Source organism: Moritella viscosa (genome assembly GCF_900120065.1).
GTDB lineage: Bacteria > Pseudomonadota > Gammaproteobacteria > Enterobacterales > Moritellaceae > Moritella > Moritella viscosa.
Window position 1 is genome coordinate 141,503 of sequence record NZ_FPLG01000015.1, and the last position, 22,581, is coordinate 164,083.

Sequence of the window (22,581 nt, forward strand, 5' to 3'; positions counted from 1 at the left end):
AATGGAACAAACAGATATTAGCTCACTGCTGCCTATTATCATTACATTAGTATTATCGCTCTCTACGCGTAATGTCGTGATTGGATTATTTGCGGGTGTGCTAACTGGTGTGTTTATGCTTAATGGATTGCAGCCATTAGACTCGCTTGGCATTTTGGTCAAAGATCATTTAGTCCCACAGTTAACAGATGGCTATAATGCCGGTGTGTTAGTGCTATTAGTTTTCATCGGTGGTTTTGTTGCCTTGATGGAGCAGTCGGGTGGTGGGCAAGCTTTTGCTCAAAAGGTCACGCACTGGATCAGTACAAAGTGTAAAGCACAGCTCTCTGCTTGGTTCGGTGGTATTTTTATCTTTTTCTCTGATCTGGGGACGCCGCTTATTGTTGGTCCTGTGTTTCGTCCTATGTTTGATAAATTAAAACTGTCGCGTCAAAAATTAGCATTCATTATTGATTCAACGTCATCGCCCGTGGCTATTCTGATCCCATTTATCGGATGGGGGGTGTATATCATGGGGCTGATCCAAAAGGAATTCACGGCTCTCTCGTTAGAGACTTCTGATTGGCAAGCATTTATTAACGCCATTCCATTTCAGTTCTATGCATTTTTAGCTATTTTCATTGTGCCATTAGTGGCGATTAAAAATCTTGATTTTGGCCCAATGGCAGAAGCGGAAGCACAAGCCAAAAAAGGCTTATTTACAGGGAAAAGCCAAGATACATTGGAAGCCTTTACCCATAAAAATGCTAAGCCTTCATTTGTATGGGCTCCGCTATTAGTCATGGCGGTTGTCTTGATTAGCATGCTAGGTCCATTAGGTTTCCCATTTGAAAAAGTATCGGGTTCTGCATTCCGTGCTGCGTTATCAAGTTCGTACTTTTTTGCTGCGATCACATTACTAATCTTAATGGCTGTATACGGCGTGCGTAATTTAACAGATGGTATTGCCGTATATTTAAAAGGTATGGGTAATATGATGCAAGTTGCCATTATTCTTGTCTTAGCGTGGGCATTGAGTGGCATTGGTAAAGATTTAGGCACAGCGGCATATATTGCAGAGCAGGCTTTGGGTGGTTTTCCTAGTTGGCTACTTCCTGCCGTTACCTTTTTATTAGCGGCTATTATTTCGTTTGCAACGGGTTCATCGTGGGGGACATTTGCGATCATGATGCCGCTAGTGATCCCGACTGCGGTAGCAATTGATGCGCCGTTATATATCAGTATTGGCGCGGTATTATCTGGTGGTTTGTTTGGTGACCATTGCTCACCAGTTTCTGAGACAACCATTCTGTCATCAACTGGGGCTGGTTGTGATCAGTTTGAGCATTTCCGTACACAATTACCGTATGCGTTGTTAAACGGCGCTATCGCATTAGTGAGCTTTGTTATAGCTGGTATCTTCGAAACAGTGTTGGTATTACCTGGTGCGCTAGTACTGCAAATTTGTTCGATGTATTTGTTATCGCAATGGCATCAACATCAGCAAGATGTTATCGAGCAGCTAAGCCAAACTTAAGTTCTTTCTAAAGCACCCGATGTGATACACCGGGCGTTTTAGATAAAATAAGTGTCAACTTATTTCAGGAACTCTGATTAACCTAAGTATTCAGTGTAATCCGCGTAGCCCACTTCTGTACCACCGTACATCGTTGCAGGATCAACGTCATTGAATGCCCAATTATTCTTAATACGAGCGGGCAAATCTGGATTGGCAATAAACGGACGACCAAAACCAAATATATCACCGTAGCCTAAATTAAGAATATGCTTGGCTTTTTCTACCGAGTATTTACCCGCATACATGATAGTGCCAGAGAAAGTCTCACGTACATTTTGATAGAAAGCATCAGGTAAATCAGGTGCATTATCCCAATCTGCTTCTGCTAATGACAGGTAACCAATCCCGATATTTTCGATTGTTTTAACTGCTTCAATATATGTCTCATGTGGATTATCTTCAACTAAACCTAGATAAACGCGTACATCGTCAGTGGTTGCAAACAGTGGTGCAAATCGAACGCCGACATTTTCTTTCCCAACTTCATCGGCTACTGCCTGAGTGATTTCTTTTAAGAAGCGTAAACGGTTTTCTAAACTACCACCGTACTCGTCGGACCGTTGATTACTGTGTTCTGAGATAAATTGATTTACTAAATAACCGTTAGCACAATGTAATTCAACACCATCAAAACCTGCTTTCATGGCATTATTCGCAGCTTGCGCATACAGGGTGACAAGTTCTTTTACTTCTGCGGTTGATAGCTCACGTGGCATACTTGGGTCTGCCAATGCACCTTCACCTGGTGCAGTCTCAATAAATACTTTCACGGTATCCGCTAGAATGGCAGATGGTGCGACGGGAGCTGCGCCATCGGGTTGTAAACTTGTATGTGAAACGCGGCCTACGTGCCACAGCTGAGCAAAGATAATACCGCCTGCATCATGCACTGATTTGGTTACTTTTTTCCAACCTTCAACCTGTGCATCAGAGTAGATCCCTGGTGTCCATGCGTAACCTTGACCACGAGGTTCTATCTGAGTACCTTCGGTGATCATAAACCCCGCGGAAGCGCGCTGAGTGTAATACTTAGCCATTAATTCATTCGGGATATTGTCCGGCTGTGTACTGCGCGAACGTGTTAATGGTGGCATTACAATACGGTTTTTTAAAATGTGTGAGCCTAATTTGGTCGGCGTGAATAATACGTCATTTTTCATCATGGTCTTTATCTCGTGAGTGGCTAATGAGTTGAACTATATCGCCGCTTAGGTACAATGAAAATCAAGTGAAGTATGTATGAGAAACAAATATGGCTGATATCAGTAAGCTGGAAATAAAACAATTAAGGGTGCTTGCTGCATTATTACAGTTACATAGCTTAACGAAAGCTGCCGCTAAGCTCGGTATCACTCAGCAAGCGGTCAGTGAGCAACTGAAAAAACTGCGGGATATATTCCAAGATCGTCTCTTTATTCGTGGCAGTCACGGTGTTATACCAACTCCAAAAGCACAGGAGTTATCACCCAAGATCCAGCAGATTTTAATGGCCATTGGTGAATTAACTGAATTAGCAGAGTTCGACCCGCAACGATTAAATGGGGTATATAAAATCAGTGCCTCAGATTATGCGATGCGCGTTATTTTACCTTCTTTATTAGTGCAAATTAGGCAGCAGGCTCCGCATTTAAAAATAATCATTCGCCGCTTTGAATCGGACAATTTAACGCAGTTAATGGCCACTGGCGAGATTGATTTAGCGTTGACCTTTCCTGCATTTATCCCGATCACTTGTCCTTCGATGCTACTGTATGAAGAGCGTCATGTTTGTGTTGCCGCTAAGGCTGTGGCGAGTGAATATCAGGGACTGAGTTTAAAAGAGATTGCAGCAGCGCCACAATTGGTTATTTCACCTTCACGGGCAAGTCTAAAAGGATCTGCTGACGAATGGTTCGCGGCAAAGGGTTTTCAGCGTAATATTATTATGTCACTACCCAGTTTTTCGGCAGCCCCAGATTGTATTGAAGCGATGGGGGTGTTGGCATTTTTACCCTCACGTATGTTACCCAATGACAAATTAGTTGAGATTGCATTACCCGAGCCATTACCCAGTTTCGAGGTGGTGGCTGCATGGCATCAACGTTCAAGCCAAACTCAGACTCATCAATGGATCACGGGTTTACTGGGTGAGCTATATCCACAAAAATAACCCAAAAAAAAGCCTGTCAGCGTAATGAAGTGACAGGCTTTTTTAATCCCCCCCTTTTTCAAGGGGAAGGTTAAGCGGGGTCTATCTAGCGTAATAAACGCGAACGGATAGTACCGCTAATTGATTTAAGTTTTGTTAAACCACGTTCAGCATGGTCACTTTCAACATCAATAACCACATAACCAATATCGCCTGCAGTTTGTAGGTATTGACCGGAAATGTTCACACCTTCTTCAGCAAATGCTTGGGTGATCTGGTTTAAGATACCCGGTTGGTTATGGTGAATGTGCATCAGGCGGCTTGAACCACCATGTGTCGGTAATGATACTTCAGGGAAGTTAACTGCAGACAGTGTTGAACCATTATCCGAATATTTAGTCAGTTTACCAGCCACTTCATAACCGATATTTTCTTGTGCTTCCTGCGTACTACCACCCACGTGTGGTGTTAGGATCACATTATCAAATTCACGTAACGGTGAGATAAATTCATCGTTATTTGATGCTGGTTCGGTAGGGAATACATCGATCGCTGCGCCAGCAATTTTTTTGCTTGCTAATGCTGATGCAAGTGCATCAATATCAACCACAGTACCGCGTGAAGCATTAATGAAGATTGCACCATCTTTCATTTGTGCAAATTCAGCTTCGCCCATCATCAATTTCGTTTGTGGTGTTTCTGGTACGTGTAACGAGATAATGTCAGACGTCGCTAATAAGTCTTCCATGCTCATTATCTGCTCGGCATTACCCAGCGAAAGCTTGGTTTCTACGTCATAATACTTCACACGTAGACCTAAGTTTTCGGCCAAAATACTTAATTGAATACCAATATGGCCATAACCAATAATACCCAGTTGCTTGCCACGTGCTTCGTAAGAGCCTGATGCTGATTTCTGCCATTCGCCACGGTGTGCTTTGGCATTCTTCTCTGGGATACCGCGTAATAATAACAGGATCTCGCCAAGTACTAATTCTGCCACACTACGGGTGTTCGAGAATGGGGCGTTAAAAACAGGGATCGCCGCTTTTTGAGCCGCAGCAAGATCAACCTGATTAGTGCCAATACAAAAACAACCAATACCAACTAATTTTTCTGCAGCAGCAATGACGTTTGCATTTAAATGTGTACGGGAGCGAATACCAACAAAATGGACATCTTTAATTTTTTCACACAGTTCTTCTTCACTTAATGCTGTCTTAATCGATTCGATATTCGTGTAACCAGCATTGGTGAACGTATCGACTGCACTTTGATGTAGTCCTTCAAGAAGCAATATCTTGATCTTATCTTTCTGAAGAGAGAGGTTGGTCATGTAAATTCCTTTATCACATATTTCGCAAATCGCACTAATTTTGTTTTGTAAATCGAACTAATTGCTAAAGTAACAGGTTTTATTTCATTAGTGAATGTTTGTGACGAAAATCAAAGAAAATAGTTAATTTATGATTTATGGCTGTTTGATTTGCTTAGAAAAATACTTTAGGAACTATGAAAATGTTTTTTTTTAAAATAAAGTTTAATATAACTAATTGTTATACTTATATAATGTGGTTTGTTTTTTCAGGGGGGGGAGATAAACTGGTGTTGTTAGGTAACACCAGCTTCATATTATTATTTAGTTACTTTAACGCCATCTTGCGTACCAGCTAGCACAACATCTGCGCCACGAGCTGCGAATAGACCATTTGTTACTACGCCCACTAAACCATTGATTGCCAGTTCTAATGCTTTCGGATCAGTGATCTGCATATTATATACATCCAGAATAATATTGCCGTTATCAGTCACAACACCTTCACGGTAAACTGGATCTCCGCCGAGTTTCACTAATTCACGTCCCACGTAAGAGCGCGCCATTGGGATAACTTCAACAGGCAGTGGGAAGTCGCCGAGCACATCAACATTTTTGGTATCATCAATAATACATACGAATGTTTTTGCTACTGCAGCAACGATCTTTTCACGTGTTAGCGCAGCGCCACCGCCTTTGATCATGTTGTTATTGCTATCAATTTCGTCTGCACCATCAACATAAATATCAAGTTGCGCGACAGAGTTTAGATCTAATACTTCAATACCCAGTGCTTCTAAGCGCTGAGTTGAGGCAATAGAACTTGAAACTGCCCCTTTAATGTCTTCGCGAATAGTACCTAATGCATCAATAAAATGATTAACGGTTGAACCGGTACCTACACCAACGATGCTATCCTTTTCAACATATTCTAATGCTGCCCAGCCTGCTGCTTTCTTTAATTCATCTTGAGTCATGTTATATCCATTATGATTGAGTGGCTTGATACTGTGTTCGACTTGTATTGCGCTCTGATTATATACTTAAATTCCCCTAATATGCCAATGACGTACGATTAAGAAAACACTAAGGTTCTTGAAGGTGTAATGATTTCTTTAATTGGCATATCCCAAGGGGCGATAGGTAAATTGTCATGTTGTTGGCAATCGTGTGCTAAACCCAATACGTAGGGAGGTTTCTGGCCTTGACGTACAAACTGATGTTGAGAAAAAGTACGGTCGTAATAACCGCCGCCCATGCCCAAACGGTTACCTGCTAGATCAAAAGCCACTAACGGACTACACACCAGATCTAAATCGAGATAAGGAATCACTTGGCTGACATCCAGCTGGGGTTCGTGAATGCCGTATTTATTTTGGATTAATGGGGTACTAGCAGTTAGTTGTGTAAATAGTAATTGTTTGTGGCTAAACGGATGTAAAATAGGGATGTATACCTGTTTTCCTTGTTGCCAACACCAGTTGATCACGGCTTGGGTATCGAGTTCACCATCATTATGTAAATAGATCGCAATATGCTGAGCGTGTTGAATATGTGGGTGCTGACAAAACTGAGTAAGTAGATCAGTACCGGCTTGTTGTTGTTGCTGCGTTGAAAGCTGCTGACGGCGCTGGCGTATTTGTTGTCTTATTTCAGTTCGGGTGGTGGCAATCGGTGGCGTTAAATCAGACATAAACAAGATTCCATACTGGTTAAAATCGGTAATGGATAGTTTCGGTAATAGATTGCTGTTAACACAAGAAAAGGGCCCCAGGGTGCGGCTACAAGGTTTAGTCCTGAACCAGAAGGTTCAGGTTGGCTATTCAAGCTGCTGCGTCAGGCTTCTCAGTACGAGCTGAGCTTGCACAATGGCAACAGGAATGAAAGCCTATAAAGTGTGATTATCGGCTCAGGGACATAACCCGCATACCAATCACCCCAGGGTTATTTGGTTATACTGCAGACGGTGTATCATCAACGTTGTTGTCGATTAATGCGCGTTCAATTGTGTCTTGTAACAGTTGAATGCGATCATCTACGGTATTTGTATATTCTGTCGTTTTCAGACGTTCTTGGCGAAGTTCATGACAAAAATTTAATGCAGCCATTACAGCTAAATGCTCTAAATTTTTGATATTCGTCTTCGCTTGTATCTCTTCTAACTTATTATTAAGTACTGCCGCTGTTTTATGAAGTTCATCTACTTCTTCACTCGGACTACCAACTTTAAAGTGGCGACCCAAAATTGCAATGTCAACCGCAGTTATACTCATGGCTATACTCTAAGTTATCTGGCTACAAGGGCTATATCAAGCGCCTTGGCTGATACGTCTGAACTGACTATATCTCGCAATAGTAAGCATTGCAAGAGGTTATCGGATTGAAATTTTAAGTTCCGGATCGAGATTAATCAAGTTGCCCATAAATCCAACAGCTTAGTCTTGGTTTTATGTATTGGTTTGAATTAATCGCTATAAAATACGGGGATTTAGAGGTCAAAAGTGGACAAGGCAGTTAACTATTTTACTCTAATTTACGCGGTAATTTGACCGCTATCACAGCATTGTGTTGCGGTCGTAAATAATTAACTATAGTGGATATTAAATTAAAAGGTCAAGCTATTCACTGAGACTTACTATGTGATTGCCTGATGGTTGAGAGATGATCTCTGATTTACCGGCCAGTAATGCCAAGCATGCCCATATAATACTCATTCCTGCGGTGATGATTAATGGCATATCCCAACTACTCGTTGCTTCATGCAGTGAACCAAAAATAACTGGCCCAGTTGCTGCAAATAGATAACCAATACATTGTGCCATCCCCGACAATGCAGCCGCTTGATGTGGGGTGTTAGTTCGTAGACTGATAAAGGACAATCCAAGAATAAAACCACCCCCGCAGCTAAAACCAAGTAATGTTGCACAGATTGCAGCATGTTCCGGTACCATGAATAATCCTGTAATACCAATGAATGCCAGTACTGTCATCATTAAGCTAAGTGTCCGTTTATCTTTTACTTTTGCCATTAGTGGAATTAATACGATAGCTGGTGCTGCTGATGCAAGTTGTAAGATACCGTGAATGTAGCCTGCTTGGTGTTCTGAGTAACCATTATCAGTCAAAATACTCGGTAACCAAGCAATAAAGGTGTACATAATAAATGAATTTAGTGCCAAGAATCCAGAGACTTGCCAAGCCGCGACAGATTGCCACACATAACTATGACTATCGATTTCGGGTATGTCCGAAGTCGGTCTTGTGTGAAGGCTAATTTGTGGTAGCCAAATTAGCATGGTGATAATGGGTAGAATGAGTGTGGTCCCTAATGCGAATGCCCAATTTGGAATCAGTGTAATATTAAGTGTATGGGCTAGGTTAAACATTGGAATCGTGGTACTAGCAGTGAGGGTTGCACCAATGCCCATCATTAATACATAAATAGCGGTCAATGTGGGAACTTTGCTGGGAAAATCACGTTTTAGCAAGCTGGGTAAAAGTACGTTCCCAATTGCAATACCTATACCTATGATACAAGTGCCTAAGTATAGGGAGTATATTGATCCGACAGAGCGAATAAAAATACCGATAGTGATGGCGAGTAATGCAAACATGAGCGATTGTTCAAGTCCAATCTTGCGTGCTAATACAGATGACAGAGGTGAAAAAATAGCAAAAGCAAGTAGAGGTAATGTAGTAAGCATGCCTGCTTGTGTAGCAGATAGAGAAAGGTTGTCAGAGATATATGTTAAAATTGGTCCAATACCTGTTATTGGGCCTCGAAGGTTACTGGCAATAAGTAAAATACCGACAATAATCAGAGCTGGATGAGTAATCTGGTGTGCCTTATTGTGTGACATTTTAAGTCCTCCTTAAATTATTCTCTATATGATCATCTATTTATGTTGATTGGTATTATGTACATTGAGATTCTGGTTGTTTTTCTAAGCGTTTATTTTTCGCTTCGACTTTTGCTAGCCACAATAAAGGTAAAATAATAAAGGCTGTCCCAATCGCCATACCGATATCTGGAATTTCATCAAACCAGATTAGGCCTACAACTACTGCTCCGATTAAACCACTGTATTCGGCACTGGCAATTTTGCTTGCATCGCCAGAACGATAAGCCACTACACAAAAACCTGCGTAGATAAGGATAAATGAGGTGGAACCTGCAGCCGTTAGTAATGGGGTAAAATCCCACGGTTTGCCTTCCCATACAGCTAATCCTAATGATGCTGGCATCCCCACTAAATTAGTCAGTAACAGGGTTTGAAACACAGTCTGATGTTTTGGTAGTTTACGGATCAATAAATTATTTGCTGCGAGGGTAAATGCCACCACGATTGCCGCTGTTGCAGCCCAATCAATTTCTGTTGGGCGGATAACAATTAACACACCAATAAAGCCCAAAACAGCCGCAGCAATAGAATGCATGGATAATTTTTCTTGAAACCATAACATCGCCATTGGCAACATGATTAGTGGCGCGGCATAAAAGATCGCATTTGCGGTGGCTAATGGCATTGCACTGATGGCGTAAACCATAAAGATCGCACCAAGCAACCAAATATGACCACGTACAGCATGCCACTTAAGCCCATCAATTAGACTCTCTCTGCTGCTTTTTAAACAAAATGGGATAAGTAGCAGTACGGCTGTCAGTTGTCGGAAAAACACAAATTGATACACGGCCGTATCTTCTGATAACGTCTTAATTAAGGCATCAGAAAAAACGGCAACAATGTTACCAATAATGAGCAAGGTCATTGCTAAACCGACAGACATTTTAGGCATGGTGAATTCCAACTATACAAATATAAAGTAATAAAAAGCATAAATAGCAACATAAGCAGCAAACATGGCTGGTTAGTTGAAAGATAAAAGTGTGATGTAGCTAGCATATTCCAAAACCTGAGATGAAGTATAATGATAAATATATTTTTAGTATGAGCTCAGCTAATAGTGAAACTTCCCCCGTTACGTGCGTTACAATGTTTTGAAGCGGTAGCCCGTTTTAACAGTTTTTCCAAAGCGGCCGATCAACTTAATATTACTCAAAGCGCGGTCAGTCATCAGGTACGTCTGTTAGAAGAGTACCTCGGTGAGTCGATGTTTAACCGTAAAGGACGGACCTTGTCATTGACTGATATGGGGGAGCGTTATTACGAAGAAGTCAGTCAATCATTGGCGAATATCTCTACTGCCAGTCAACAGATCCGAGAAGGTAAGTCAGGTAAGATCCGGTTAGCCTTATACAGCTCGTTGGCGGTAAAGTGGTTGATCCCAAGGTTAGATAACTTACGCCAGCAATATCCCGAGATTGAGCTGTCATTAAATATGGTGGCAGATGAGCCTGATTGTAGTGATCAAGTGGCTGATTGTTTTATTACCGTGAACCCACCGAAGCGTAATTTTGTCAGTCAGTTTTTATATGCTGAGCGTTTGTATCCGGTGTGTGGTAAAAAACTATGGCAACAGATCCAAGATCAACCCTTACCTGAAGCCTTGTGGCAATATCCATTGTTGTCGGTGCAATCAGTATATCCCGATGATGAACACGGCGAAGACTGGCAGCGTTGGTGTGAATTAGGTGGTTTTACCCTGCCTGCAGAGGCTAAAATGAACTATTTTAGTCATATGTTAATGGCGGCGGAGGCTGCACGTTATGACCAAGGGATTACCTTGCTTAATCACTACTTAATGAATGATCAGGACCGGCTACATAATCTTGTACGGATCCCCATGCACGATATTCTTACTGGTGATAACTTCTATTTTGTGTATAAAAAATCGCGGGCGAAACAAACTGATATTTTGAAACTAGGCCGCTGGCTAGAACTGCAATGCTATGATCAAGAACAGTAGAACTAAGATTACGCAGTTGCAGTAGGTTAAAAGTGGTTAAGGACTGGGCAATGCGAGAGAGGCATTCGTTTGGTTATGGTCTTGATCTGGGTTAATATAGCCCTCATTATTCTAAATACATTAATCTATTGGTAAGGTCCTCGCATGGATAAAGTTAAACTTCCTCTTTTTGCTGACGTAAACGCGCAGCTACAACAAAGTGATTTATTAGTGAACCCTGCCGATGTGCACGGTGTGATTTGTGGTTTGTTATGTGGTGGCATCAAGCTAGACAACAAAGCATGGTTAGCACCGTTTGATGAGTTAATCAACGAAGGCCTCGGTATTCCAGATTCACTGGAGCCAGTATTAACTGAGGTTTATAACGCTAGTGCAGCAGCATTAAAAGACATGACGTTAGGTTTTGAATTGTTGATCCCAGATATGGATCAACCATTAGAAACACGCATGGAAGCATTAGCTGAATGGCTTCAAGGTTTCCTTGGTGGTTTTGGTATGGTGCATTCAACATCAACAAAAGCCAGCGATGACGTGAAAGAACTGATTGCTGACTTTGCGAGTATTGCGCAATTAGACGTTGATGGCGGAGACGATAGCAACGAAGCTGAAGAAGCATTTTATGAGATCGTAGAATACGTACGTATGGGCGCAAATTATTGTTTTAACGAATTAAGTGACGGCGATACTAACGCAGCGCCTGTGCTACATTAATATTGCTATACGTGAATAGATAACGGCATGGTTTATCCCGTTATCTATTCAAAAGATGATTTATCGCAAGCGACCCTAAAAGGATATTTGTTATAACAAAGGTTATAACGAGGCTAGCTACCGTTTGTCGTTGTAGCTAAATAGATAGGACAAGGAATGTTTTATGTCTTTAATAAACAAATTAACAGCCAAGTTAGGTAGTAAGTCGAGCGCCTCTACAGCGTCTATCGTTTGGCCAGAAGCGGCTTTTACTCGCGAACAGCATGCGCAACGTAATACCCAGTTTAGTCAAACTTATTATGCCTATACGGATCCACAACAAGCGTTTGAATTTTGTCGTGCACAAGCCGATGAAGGTGTGGTGACAGCTTTGTATTTATTGGCGTTGCAATATGAACAAGGTGATGGTCAACAAACTTATTTGCGTCAAGCGGTAAGCTGTTATCAACGTGCTGCAGATTGTCAGCACCCTGAGTCGCTGTTTAATTTGGCATTGCTACAATTACAAGGCCAGCTGGGTAAGCCGAATGCAGTGCTGGCGTTCAGTTATTTTGAGCAAGCCGCAAAATTAGGCTTGGTACAAGCGCAATATAATTTGGCCAGTATGCTGGATCAGGGTTCGGGTTGTTTTAAAGATCATATCGCCGCATTTGATTGGTATCAAAAAGCCGCTGAACAAGGCTATACCCAAGCATGGCAGAACATTGCGGTCATGTATTATCGCGGTGAAGGTGTTGAACCCGATAAATTAAAGGCGTACGCGTGGACATTATTAGCGGCTAAAGCCGGTGTCGAAGAAGCGATCGCCGCAGAACCAGAGATGACACAAGCGTTAAACTCAACCGAAATACTGGTGGGCAAAGCGCAGTTTGATCACTTACAACAAGGCTTTTTAGCTTATTTACCAATAGAAACCAGATTCGAAGGATAGCTGCTAATGCTGTCATAAAGAGTTAAGTTTTATCATTCGTGTTGTTGGTCGTCGTTGGCTTTTGTATAGTGTTATCGTTTTTTAATTTCAATAACTTGTTAGGATCAAAATGTCAGTGGTTGAATATGATATTGCAATTGTTGGTGCCGGTATGGTCGGTGCGACACTTGCACACGCCGTAAGCCAAATAAAACGCGAAGATGGCCGTCAATTATCGATAGCCTTAATTGATGCTAATCCACCAACGACCTGTAATCATCCCGGGTTTGATGCGCGTGTGATTGCATTATCTTACGGTTCACAGAAGATCTTAACCCAGTTCAACTTGTGGGATAAGATCGCACCGACCGCCACGGCGATTAAACACATTCATGTGTCTGATCGAGGTCACTGGGGGATCACCCGCATTGATCACAGTGAATACAATTTACCTGCATTAGGGCAAGTGATTGAACTGCAAACAGCAGGGCATATATTCCAACAAGATCTTGCCGAGATTAAGAACATCAATTGGTATTGTCCAAATCAGTTAGTTGGCCTTGACCGTCAAGTAGGTCATACCGCTCTTACCCTCGATGACGGCCAGAAAATACGCTGTAAGTTATTAGTCGGTGCCGATGGTAACAATTCAATGGTTCGTCAATTAACCAATGTGCCAGTTGAAGTGACCGATTTTGAGCAAACTGCGATTATTGCTAATGTGAGTCTGAGTAAACCTCATGAAGGTAAAGCTTACGAACGTTTTACTGACACCGGACCGTTGGCACTATTACCTATGACAGAACAACGCAGTTCGTTAGTCTGGTCAGTGCGCAGTGACGAAGTAGATGCGATAATGGCATTGAGTGATGATGCATTTTTATTACGTTTACAGCAGCGTTTTGGCTATCGCTTAGGCAAGTTTACTAAAACTGGTCAACGTTTTTCATACCCGTTGTTATTAACTGAAGCGCTAGAGCCAACCCAACATCGTAGTATCGTGGTTGGTAACGCAGCACATGCATTACACCCGATTGCGGGTCAAGGTTATAACCTTGGGTTACGTGACGTTGCTGTGTTACATCATCAAATAGAACAAGCATTTTTAGCCGATCAAGACGTGGGCGATCAAGCCGTAACCAAAGGTTACTGGCACAAGCGTCAAGGCGATCATCAAAAGACGATCTGGATGACAACCTCATTAGCGACCTTGTTTGCTAATAATTATGGGCCGCTGGTGGCAGGTCGTAATTTAGCCCTGCATACCATGGGTTATAAACCAGAATATAAACGCGCATTAGCACGTCAAGCACTTGGTGCGTTCAAGTTATTTTAAAAGATTAGGATTAGGATGTTATATGCAATCTTATGATATTGCGGTTGTTGGCGGTGGCATGGTTGGTCTTGCTTTTGCTGCAGCATTGAAGGAAACCACCCTTAAGGTTGTGGTTATCGAAGGTAATGAACTTGAGCGCGAATTAGGTGAATCTCCTGAATTACGCGTCAGTGCGCTAAGCCGCGCAAGCCAAAACATATTACAAAATTTAGATGCATGGGCGGGTATCGAAAGTCGCCGGCATCAAGCGTATAACGCCATGCAAGTCTGGGATCGTAACGGCTTTGGCCAGATCGATTTTGACGGTGATGCGCTAATGACAGATACCTTAGGTCATTTAGTTGAAAACAAAGTGATACAATTAGCACTGCTAGAGCAAATTGAAAAAGCCAGCAACATTACCTTATTAACGGGTACTCGAATTCGTAAATTAAGTCGTGCTAATGATGCAGCTTGGTTAACCTTAGAAGATCAAGAACCTGTATACGCGAAGCTGATTGTGGGTGCCGATGGTGCCAACTCATGGACGCGTGCACAAGTGAATATTCCGCTGACGACATGGGATTATAATCACCATGCTATCGTTGCCAATATTCGCACTGTTGAACCGCATCAAGCTTGCGCCCGTCAGATCTTTAATCCAGAAGGACCGTTAGCGTTTTTACCGTTATGGCAACCGGATCTGTGTTCGATCGTTTGGTCACTACCGCCAGAGCGTGCCACAGAATTGTTGGCAATGGACGAAACCGAATTCAATAAACAACTGACCGTGGCGTTTGATGGCCGTTTAGGGCTATGTAAAGTTGAAGGTCAACGTCAGGCATTCCCACTTAAAATGCGTTATGCCCGTAGTTTTGCAGCTGACCGAGTCGCATTAATTGGTGACGCTGCTCATACCATTCATCCATTAGCAGGGCAGGGTGTTAACCTTGGTTTGTTAGATGCAGCAAGTCTGGCGCAATGTGTATTAGAAAATCACCATGCCAATAAAGATCTCGGTACTCATGCTAACTTGCGTAAATTCGAACGCTGGCGTAAAGCCGAAGCTGCGGTGATGATCTCAAGTATGGAAGGGTTAAAGCGTTTATTTAGTGGTGGTCATCCAGCGAAGCGTATTTTCCGTGATATTGGCTTAACTTTATCTAATACATTACCTGGGCTAAAGCAAACCTTCATTAAACGTGCCATGGGGTTGGACGGTGAGTTACCTGAGCTGGCTAAATTAAACAGTACTTCCTAAGTAAATCAGGCATAATCGTTAAATAGTGCAATTAATCAACCTTGCACTATGATGTTAACGATGAGTATAACTAATGTAAACACCCTGTTTTCATTAGTTATGCTAATGCCAAGGCTGCTGCTACTCCATATTCTAACAGTTTAATAATTGTCAATATAGCTAGAACTTGGTAAAACAAGCTGCCTTGGTTAGTTTTTTTGTGATCTATGACGTCATTGCCATCCTGTAATAACTTTTTACTCTATTAAAGTGTTAGCCTTGCGTGCATTATCATTTGATTAAGCATTAGATTTTCTATCCCTTAAATAATTTTAACAGATGCTTTCTAAGGGTATAATCGAATAATTATCATGTAATAGGTTTTACATGACGCTTTAATATAAAAGCAAGAAAGCAATTTTACTTGATCCCAAAGTCTTGATTAATAACTGTCAATTAAAGGAATTATAGAATGGCTCAACAAACAGTACTGTTCCCGAAGCACGTAGAAGCAGGGGCAAAAATGGTGGACTTTCATGGTTGGGATATGCCAATCAATTACGGTTCCCAGATTGCTGAACATAATGCTGTACGCGAAGATGCGGGTATGTTCGATGTGTCACACATGACCATCGTTGATATCAAAGGCGCCGACGCTAAGTCGTTCTTACGTTATTTACTTGCCAATGACGTGGCAAAATTAACTGTTTCTGGTAAAGCTCTATATACCGGAATGTTACAACAAGATGGTGGGGTTATTGATGACCTTATCGTTTACTTCTTCAATGATGAATACTACCGTTTAGTGGTGAATTCAGCGACTCGTGTTAAAGATTTAGCATGGATCAACAAACAAGCTGCAGAGTTTTCTGTAGCTGTTACTGAATTACCTGAACTGTCTATGATTGCAGTACAGGGCCCGAAAGCCAAAGAAAAAGCCGCTACTGTATTTACTGCTGAGCAAAACGCTGCAGTTGAAGGCATGAAGCCATTCTTTGGTGTACAAGCGGGTAGTTTGTTTATTGCTACAACGGGTTATACCGGTGAAGCAGGCTATGAGATTGTCGTACCACAAGATGAAGCTTGCGATTTATGGCAGAAACTTGTGGACGCAGGGGTTCAACCAGCTGGTCTAGGCGCACGTGACACACTACGTTTAGAAGCTGGTATGAACCTTTATGGTTTAGATATGGATGAAACTGTATCACCGCTAGCCGCTAACATGGGCTGGACGATTGCTTGGGAACCACAAGAACGTGACTTTATCGGTCGCGCAGCGCTAACTGCTCAAAAAGCAGAAGGCACTGACAAACTTGTTGGTTTAGTACTTGAAGCGAAAGGTGTATTACGTACTGGTCAAAAAGTCGTATTCACTAACGCAGCAGGCGAAGCATGTGAAGGCGTTATCACCAGTGGTAGCTTCTCACCAACACTTGGTTTTAGTATTGCATTTGCACGTGTTCCAGCATCAATCGGTGAAACGGCTGAAGTTGAAATGCGTAAAAAGCTTGTTACAGTTGCAGTAACTAAACCAGCGTTTGTTCGTAATGGTAAAAAACTAGTTTAGTGCTACGTTTGATTTAACTGAAAATTGTATGACGTCAGCTGAGTTGCAGATTTTTATTTCGAAAGAATAGTCATAATTCTGCTTATAAATAATCGCAATTCAGTGTCTACAGCGTTACCAAATAAAAACATAATCATTTAAGTAAAAGACAAAAGGAAGTTTCAACAATGAGTAATATCCCAGCTGAATTAAAATTTGCACCTTCACACGAATGGGTTCGTAACGAAGGTGACGGTACTTATACTGTCGGTATTTCAGACCATGCTCAAGGCCTTCTTGGTGACATGGTATTCATTGATTTACCCGATGTTGGCGATGAAGTTGAAGCTGGCGAAGATTGCGCAGTAGGCGAGTCTGTTAAAGCCGCATCAGATATCTACGCACCAATCAGTGGTGAAATTGTCGCAATCAATGAAGAATTAGAAGATTCTCCAGAGTTAGTTAACTCAGATGCATTCGGCGAAGGCTGGTTGTTCCGAGTTAAAGCTTCTGATGAAAGTGAACTCGAAGCGCTGTTAGACGCTGCCGGTTATGCTGAGTCAATCGAAGACTAATTTGTTGAAACCCTGAGCTAGCCTCGGGGTTTTTTTTAGTGTTAAAACGCAAATTGCTATTTTTAAAAGTACTAATTTAAGTTTGTTAAACACTAATTTAATTTTGTTATTTGTTAAAAGTATAAATACAGGGAATTGCATGAAAACCCATACCCCACTTGCCCAGTTAGAGCAGATTGATAATTTCGCCCGTCGCCACATAGGTCCTTGCGAAACAGAAACTAAAGACATGTTAACGAAAGTTGGCGCAGACTCTTTAGAAGACCTTATTCAACAAACAGTACCAAGCTCGATCTTATTGGCAGAAGATATTGTTGCTGGTCATCAGTTATCTGAAGTTGCAGCACTGCAAGAATTAAAAGCCATCGCAGCAAAGAACACAGTAAATAAAAGCTACATTGGTATGGGCTATTACGGTACTAATGTGCCGAATGTTATCTTACGTAACGTATTCGAAAATCCAGGCTGGTACACGGCATATACGCCTTACCAACCAGAGATTGCACAAGGTCGTTTAGAAGCACTTCTTAACTTCCAAACCATGACTTGTGACCTAACAGGCATGGATTTAGCAAGCGCATCTTTGCTTGACGAAGCAACTGCCGCCGCTGAAGCAATGGCAATGTGTAAGCGTGTTTCTAAAAATAAAAAATGTGATAACTTCTTTATTGCCGACAGCGTACACCCACAAGTCGCTGACGTGATGATCGAACGTGCGGAGCACTTCGGTTTCACTGTTATTCAAGGTCCTGCAGAAACTGCGCCTGAGCATGACTTGTTTGGTGCGGTACTACAGTACCCAGGTACAAATGGCGATGTAACTGACATCAGCGATATTATTGCAGCTATCCAAGCTAAGAAAGGTGTTGTTGCAGTGGGGTCAGATCTACTTGCACTGACACGCGTTAAGTCACCTGCTGAGTTAGGTGCTGACATGGCGTTTGGTAGTTCACAACGCTTTGGTGTTCCTATGGGTTATGGTGGTCCACACGCTGCATTCTTCGCAACATGTGACAAACATAAGCGTTCTATGCCGGGTCGTATCATTGGTGTTTCTAAAGACACTCATGGTAAACCTGCACTGCGTATGGCGATGCAAACGCGCGAGCAACATATCCGCCGCGAAAAAGCCAACTCAAACATTTGTACTGCACAGGTACTACTTGCGAACATGGCAGGCTTCTACGCAACGTATCACGGTCCAGAAGGCCTTAAAGATATTGCTAAGCGTGTACACCGTTTCACTGATTTATTAGCAGCTGGTCTTGTTAAAGGCGGTTTAAGCCTGACTAACAATACCTGGTTCGATACAATCACAGTACAGTTAGACAACGACCAGTTAGATAATAAAGAGAAAGTGGTTACTCGTGCATTAGCAGCGGGTATTAACTTCCGTCTTGACGCTGAACATCAAGTTGGTATCAGCTTAGATGAAACAATCACGCAAGCAGACTTAGCAACATTATTCGACGTACTATTGGGCGATGACCATGGTATCTCGGTTGATGCACTAGAAGCTGAACTAGCAGCAACTGGTAGCACGTCTATCCCAGCTGAACTTGAGCGTGAATCAGCATTCCTAACACACCCAGTATTTAATACGCACCATTCTGAAACAGAAATGCTGCGTTATATTAAATCACTGGAAAATAAAGATTTGGCGCTTAACCATTCAATGATTTCATTAGGTTCTTGTACCATGAAACTGAATGCAGTTGCCGAGATGATCCCAGTAACATGGCCTGAATTCAGCAACATGCACCCGTTCTGCCCAGCAGATCAAGCGGTTGGTTATAAAGTGATGATTGACCTGTTAGAAGACTGGTTAGTAAGCATCACAGGTTACGATTCAATTTGTATGCAGCCTAACTCGGGTGCTCAAGGTGAATACGCAGGTCTATTAGCTATTCACAAATACCATGAGTCACGTGGCGAATCACATCGTAACATCTGTCTGATCCCTAGCTCTGCGCACGGTACTAACCCTGCATCAGCGCAAATGGCGGGTCTGAAAGTTGTCGTTACTAAGTGTGACGTAAACGGTAACGTTGACGTTGCAGACTTACGTGAAAAAGCGGAAGAGCTAAAAGACAACCTTTCTTGCATCATGATCACGTACCCATCGACACACGGTGTATATGAAGAAACGATTAAAGAAATCTGTGGCATCATTCATGACAACGGCGGCCAAGTTTATATGGACGGCGCGAACATGAACGCACAGGTAGCATTAACATCACCGGGCTCTATGGGTTCTGATGTTTCTCACCTTAACTTACACAAAACATTCGCTATCCCACATGGTGGCGGTGGTCCAGGTATGGGTCCAATCGGCGTTAAAGCGCATCTTGCCCCATTTGTTGCTGGTCACGCGGTTGCTGACACAGGTAAAGAAAGCCGTAACAACGGTGCGGTATCTGCTGCACAGTTCGGTAGCGCAAGCATCTTGCCGATTACGTGGATGTACATCAATATGTTAGGTACAGCAGGTCTGAAACGCTCTACACAGACAGCTATCTTAAACGCTAACTATCTGGCTCAAAACTTAGACCCACTGTTCCCAGTGCTTTATAAAGGCCGTAATGATCGCGTAGCGCACGAGTGCATTGTTGATTTACGCCCACTTAAAGAAACAACAGGTATTACCGAGTCTGATGTTGCTAAACGTTTAATGGATTATGGTTTCCATTCGCCAACAATGAGCTTCCCAGTTGCGGGTACGCTAATGATTGAGCCGACTGAATCAGAATCTAAAGCTGAATTAGATCGCTTCATCGAAGCAATGACCAGCATCCGTGCTGAAATTGCCAAAGTTGAATCGGGTGAGTGGACTGCAGAACAAAGCCCACTACATCACGCACCACACACACTAGCCGATATTGTTGACGCTAACTGGGACCGTGCTTATGACCGTGAAACTGCAGTTTACCCTGCACCTTACGTGAAGAAAGACAAGTTCTGGCCGACTGTAAACCGTATCGATGATGTGTATGGCGACCGTAACTTATTTTGCTCATGCCCACCAGTTGAATCGTATAACGATTAATTTTGGTGTGTAACGTGTAACAGCATTAAATACATGAAGTGATAAGAGCGAGTCCTGCGAGAGTAGGACTCGCTTTTTTATGGCCGGTGAAAACAGCTTTAGGGGCGGGGGAGTTGAAGTCCAGTTTGTTACTGTGTTTATGTACAGCTATTGGTTTCATAACCTGTCATTATCATCCATCAAGCTACTTATTTTGTCTATTTAACGCAGCCACTCTGCCGCCGTTTTTAATTAGCAGTTATGATTTTATAGTGTGTTATTTGTATATTGTTGAGCTTAATCAAGGATCACTTACAAAGGGAAAGCATCTTCTTGTATTAAATTAATATTTAAATAGAATCAGGTGTATAGCCTCTACTTTTAATGATTTAGAAGACTTGAAAAAGAAAGCGTAGGAATGAATATTTCCAAAATATATTTAAATTTCAGATTGATATTTATCTTATTTTTATTTGGTTATTTACTACGGTTAATAGGTTTAAGCCATCGAGACGCCTTGTTATACAAATATTAAGTGCTATTCGCTGCCTTAGCATTTAAAACTTAAAATTAGGTAGCATGACAAAAGGAGAAAACTATGGGAATTAAACCAGGTCCAAAAAGAATTGCTGAATCAACTGGAAAGCCAGATAGACGTCAACGGGATAATAAAAACACTCCTGGGAATACGCCATCACTTAAGCCTCATAAACACAAGAAAGGTGATTAACAAGCCCAGTCAAAGGGACTAAAAAAACGCCGCTGCACTTTGGCTTTTCAGCCTCAGTGGAGACGGCGTTAGTTTTAAGGAGTCATGTTTGTCAAAATTCAATGAAATACAAAGTAGATTTGAATGGTTAAATGCCTTTTTTCGATCATATTATTCATTTTTAGTTATTGAAGATAAGTGTGCTGAGCTAGACCGTTCTTATAAAGATTTAAACCCATTCACACATTTAAATAATGTGCTCTTATATGACACCGTAATAAACTGGTGCAAAATATTTGGATCTTATAATGAAGAGTGTCATTGGAAACATGTAGTAAAGGACCATGAACATTTTCGAACTTATCTCTTTAAATCAATAGGGAAAACAAAACAAGAATTCTCTGAATATCATGAGGAAATTATTGATTTTAGGAATAAATGGGTAGTTCATTTCGATCCTAATTATCAACATCCAGTAGTTCCTTTTTTCGGCATTGCTCATGATAGTGCTGTTGCTCTTCATGCCTATTTGAAGGAACAGTCGAATAAAGAGTACCCTTATAGGGGGCCTGAAAATATTGAAGATTTTGGTAGAGATGTTGCGAAGGTGTTATTTTCAAATTTATTAATCAGTAAAAATTAAAAAAGCTTTAGATGAAACAAGAACAGTTGGTTATGCTCCGGAATTATAGCCAGCTATTTTTCTGATTAAGCAGGTGTTCTATATTAAAATCGCCCTTAATAGGCCTGTTGAATATAATAACTCTAATACACAGCTAAAACCGTACACGATTAAAACCCCTGTAAGGCTATGATTTTTAATGTTTAATGTTTAATGTTTAATGTTTAATGTTTAATGTTTAATGTTTAATGTTTAATGTTTAATGTTTAATATTTAATTTTTTAAGTGTGGCATCAACATTATTTTGCACTATTTTAGTGAGGCTCTGATTCAGAATAAATGTATATTTTCATTTGATTAGCGGTTACTGACTAGGGGGCGGTTTGGAAATCGAAACTTCCTGCTATAAAAAATTATGTTTAAAAAATAAGGGCATTAAGTATGAATGATGAAGAATTAAACGAAATATGTAAAATTCTGGCAAATAACTCTTTTGCATTATCAAAGCCAATTGACCTTGACGGGTTAGTTGAACAGGGTGTTTTGAAATTGGTCGGAAAGTCATATTATGTAAGAAATATTAAGGCTATGCCTGATGAGGTTCGTAGGAAAATAAAGAGTGTTTCAAGTGGTAAGCATGGCGTGAAAGTAACTTTTATAAAAGAAACTAAATCCATGAGTAAATTATCAAAAGAGTTTAAGAAGTTTAGAGATTAAATATAACAGGACTGTAAACTTTCTCATAATCGGTATTTTATTAGTCGTTATTGACTAGAGTGAAGAGATTTGGGGACATTACTTAATAAGTATGATGTTTCAGGGTTATTTTAGCTGAAATATCGATTCCCCAATTTAGTGCAAAATTACCCCATCATTTTAAGTAAGTTATAGCTAAGTTAATGTACATAAATAACCTCTTGATTGCAGTTCTTAAGTGAGTATGCTTTTGGTTTATGCGTGTTAGATACTATATGTTAAATAGGGCTCTAATCGGTAAAGTTTAGGTCGTTTTACATAAAATTCGTTATGCGCAGTGGTCATGTAGGTCCCCGATAGAAA

General features: G+C 41.4%; 20 protein-coding genes and 1 other RNA gene. 13 read left to right on the plus strand and 8 right to left on the minus strand.

The annotated features are described in order from the left end of the window. Position 1 precedes the first annotated feature (1 nt). Positions 2-1,516, plus strand: a complete 1,515-nt coding sequence (locus tag BT797_RS02795) for a Na+/H+ antiporter NhaC family protein (protein WP_075471016.1) — start codon at positions 2-4, stop codon at positions 1,514-1,516. A gap of 77 nt (positions 1,517-1,593) precedes the next feature. On the opposite strand, the gene BT797_RS02800 is transcribed toward BT797_RS02795, so the two are convergent. Beyond that, on the minus strand, positions 1,594-2,721 hold the full coding sequence (locus BT797_RS02800) for an alkene reductase (protein WP_420271273.1): 1,128 nt from the start codon (positions 2,719-2,721) through the stop codon (positions 1,594-1,596). Between the two features lie 89 nt (positions 2,722-2,810). Here BT797_RS02800 and BT797_RS02805 point away from each other — a divergent pair, with 89 nt between their 5' ends. Continuing rightward, positions 2,811-3,707 carry a LysR family transcriptional regulator gene (locus BT797_RS02805; protein WP_045109256.1) on the plus strand — a complete coding sequence of 299 codons (897 nt, stop codon included), beginning with the start codon at positions 2,811-2,813 and terminating at the stop codon, positions 3,705-3,707. An 85-nt stretch (positions 3,708-3,792) separates the two neighbouring features. On the opposite strand, the gene serA is transcribed toward BT797_RS02805, so the two are convergent. The 7 genes from serA to BT797_RS02840 form a co-directional block, all read right to left on the minus strand. Then, the gene (serA, locus tag BT797_RS02810; protein WP_075471018.1) at positions 3,793-5,022 is read right to left on the minus strand and encodes a phosphoglycerate dehydrogenase; all 1,230 of its coding nucleotides are present in this window, start codon (positions 5,020-5,022) and stop codon (positions 3,793-3,795) included. Between the two features lie 299 nt (positions 5,023-5,321). Next, complete coding sequence (gene rpiA, locus BT797_RS02815; protein WP_045109258.1) at positions 5,322-5,978, minus strand: ribose-5-phosphate isomerase RpiA; 657 nt, start codon at positions 5,976-5,978, stop codon at positions 5,322-5,324. 98 nt (positions 5,979-6,076) lie between these two features. Continuing rightward, positions 6,077-6,694: a 5-formyltetrahydrofolate cyclo-ligase gene (locus BT797_RS02820; protein ID WP_045109259.1), complete on the minus strand. Its 618-nt coding sequence runs from the start codon at positions 6,692-6,694 to the stop codon at positions 6,077-6,079. Positions 6,695-6,764: 70 nt separating this feature from the next. Continuing rightward, positions 6,765-6,949, minus strand: a non-coding RNA gene (gene ssrS / locus BT797_RS02825) — 6S RNA. Positions 6,950-6,953: 4 nt separating this feature from the next. After that, positions 6,954-7,274 (minus strand): cell division protein ZapA, encoded by a 321-nt coding sequence (gene zapA / locus BT797_RS02830; RefSeq protein WP_045109260.1) that lies wholly within the window; start codon positions 7,272-7,274, stop codon positions 6,954-6,956. Positions 7,275-7,619: 345 nt separating this feature from the next. Further along, the gene (locus tag BT797_RS02835; protein ID WP_045109261.1) at positions 7,620-8,861 is read right to left on the minus strand and encodes an MFS transporter; all 1,242 of its coding nucleotides are present in this window, start codon (positions 8,859-8,861) and stop codon (positions 7,620-7,622) included. A gap of 55 nt (positions 8,862-8,916) precedes the next feature. Then, complete coding sequence (locus BT797_RS02840) at positions 8,917-9,798, minus strand: DMT family transporter (protein ID WP_045109262.1); 882 nt, start codon at positions 9,796-9,798, stop codon at positions 8,917-8,919. A gap of 168 nt (positions 9,799-9,966) precedes the next feature. Here BT797_RS02840 and BT797_RS02845 point away from each other — a divergent pair, with 168 nt between their 5' ends. The 11 genes from BT797_RS02845 (at position 9,967) to BT797_RS02890 (ending at position 22,239) form a co-directional block, all read left to right on the plus strand. Beyond that, positions 9,967-10,869, plus strand: coding sequence for a LysR family transcriptional regulator (locus BT797_RS02845; RefSeq protein WP_045109263.1), 903 nt, complete (start codon positions 9,967-9,969; stop codon positions 10,867-10,869). A gap of 144 nt (positions 10,870-11,013) precedes the next feature. Further along, positions 11,014-11,580, plus strand: coding sequence for a UPF0149 family protein (locus BT797_RS02850; protein WP_045109264.1), 567 nt, complete (start codon positions 11,014-11,016; stop codon positions 11,578-11,580). A gap of 163 nt (positions 11,581-11,743) precedes the next feature. After that, positions 11,744-12,511 carry a tetratricopeptide repeat protein gene (locus BT797_RS02855; protein WP_045109265.1) on the plus strand — a complete coding sequence of 256 codons (768 nt, stop codon included), beginning with the start codon at positions 11,744-11,746 and terminating at the stop codon, positions 12,509-12,511. A gap of 109 nt (positions 12,512-12,620) precedes the next feature. After that, positions 12,621-13,826 carry a 2-octaprenyl-6-methoxyphenyl hydroxylase gene (ubiH, locus tag BT797_RS02860; RefSeq protein ID WP_075471019.1) on the plus strand — a complete coding sequence of 402 codons (1,206 nt, stop codon included), beginning with the start codon at positions 12,621-12,623 and terminating at the stop codon, positions 13,824-13,826. Between the two features lie 22 nt (positions 13,827-13,848). Continuing rightward, positions 13,849-15,066 carry an FAD-dependent 2-octaprenylphenol hydroxylase gene (locus tag BT797_RS02865; RefSeq protein ID WP_045109267.1) on the plus strand — a complete coding sequence of 406 codons (1,218 nt, stop codon included), beginning with the start codon at positions 13,849-13,851 and terminating at the stop codon, positions 15,064-15,066. Between the two features lie 451 nt (positions 15,067-15,517). After that, positions 15,518-16,612, plus strand: a complete 1,095-nt coding sequence (gcvT, locus tag BT797_RS02870) for a glycine cleavage system aminomethyltransferase GcvT (RefSeq protein ID WP_075471020.1) — start codon at positions 15,518-15,520, stop codon at positions 16,610-16,612. A gap of 167 nt (positions 16,613-16,779) precedes the next feature. Next, a complete protein-coding gene (gene gcvH / locus BT797_RS02875; protein ID WP_075471021.1) occupies positions 16,780-17,166 on the plus strand; it encodes a glycine cleavage system protein GcvH in 387 nt (128 codons plus the stop codon). A 139-nt stretch (positions 17,167-17,305) separates the two neighbouring features. Continuing rightward, positions 17,306-20,212, plus strand: a complete 2,907-nt coding sequence (gcvP, locus tag BT797_RS02880) for an aminomethyl-transferring glycine dehydrogenase (RefSeq protein WP_075471022.1) — start codon at positions 17,306-17,308, stop codon at positions 20,210-20,212. A 577-nt stretch (positions 20,213-20,789) separates the two neighbouring features. Further along, positions 20,790-20,921: a hypothetical protein gene (locus BT797_RS24495; protein ID WP_280173700.1), complete on the plus strand. Its 132-nt coding sequence runs from the start codon at positions 20,790-20,792 to the stop codon at positions 20,919-20,921. A gap of 88 nt (positions 20,922-21,009) precedes the next feature. Further along, a complete protein-coding gene (locus BT797_RS02885) occupies positions 21,010-21,543 on the plus strand; it encodes a hypothetical protein (protein ID WP_075471023.1) in 534 nt (177 codons plus the stop codon). 420 nt (positions 21,544-21,963) lie between these two features. After that, positions 21,964-22,239: a hypothetical protein gene (locus BT797_RS02890; protein WP_075471024.1), complete on the plus strand. Its 276-nt coding sequence runs from the start codon at positions 21,964-21,966 to the stop codon at positions 22,237-22,239. Positions 22,240-22,581 lie beyond the last annotated feature (342 nt).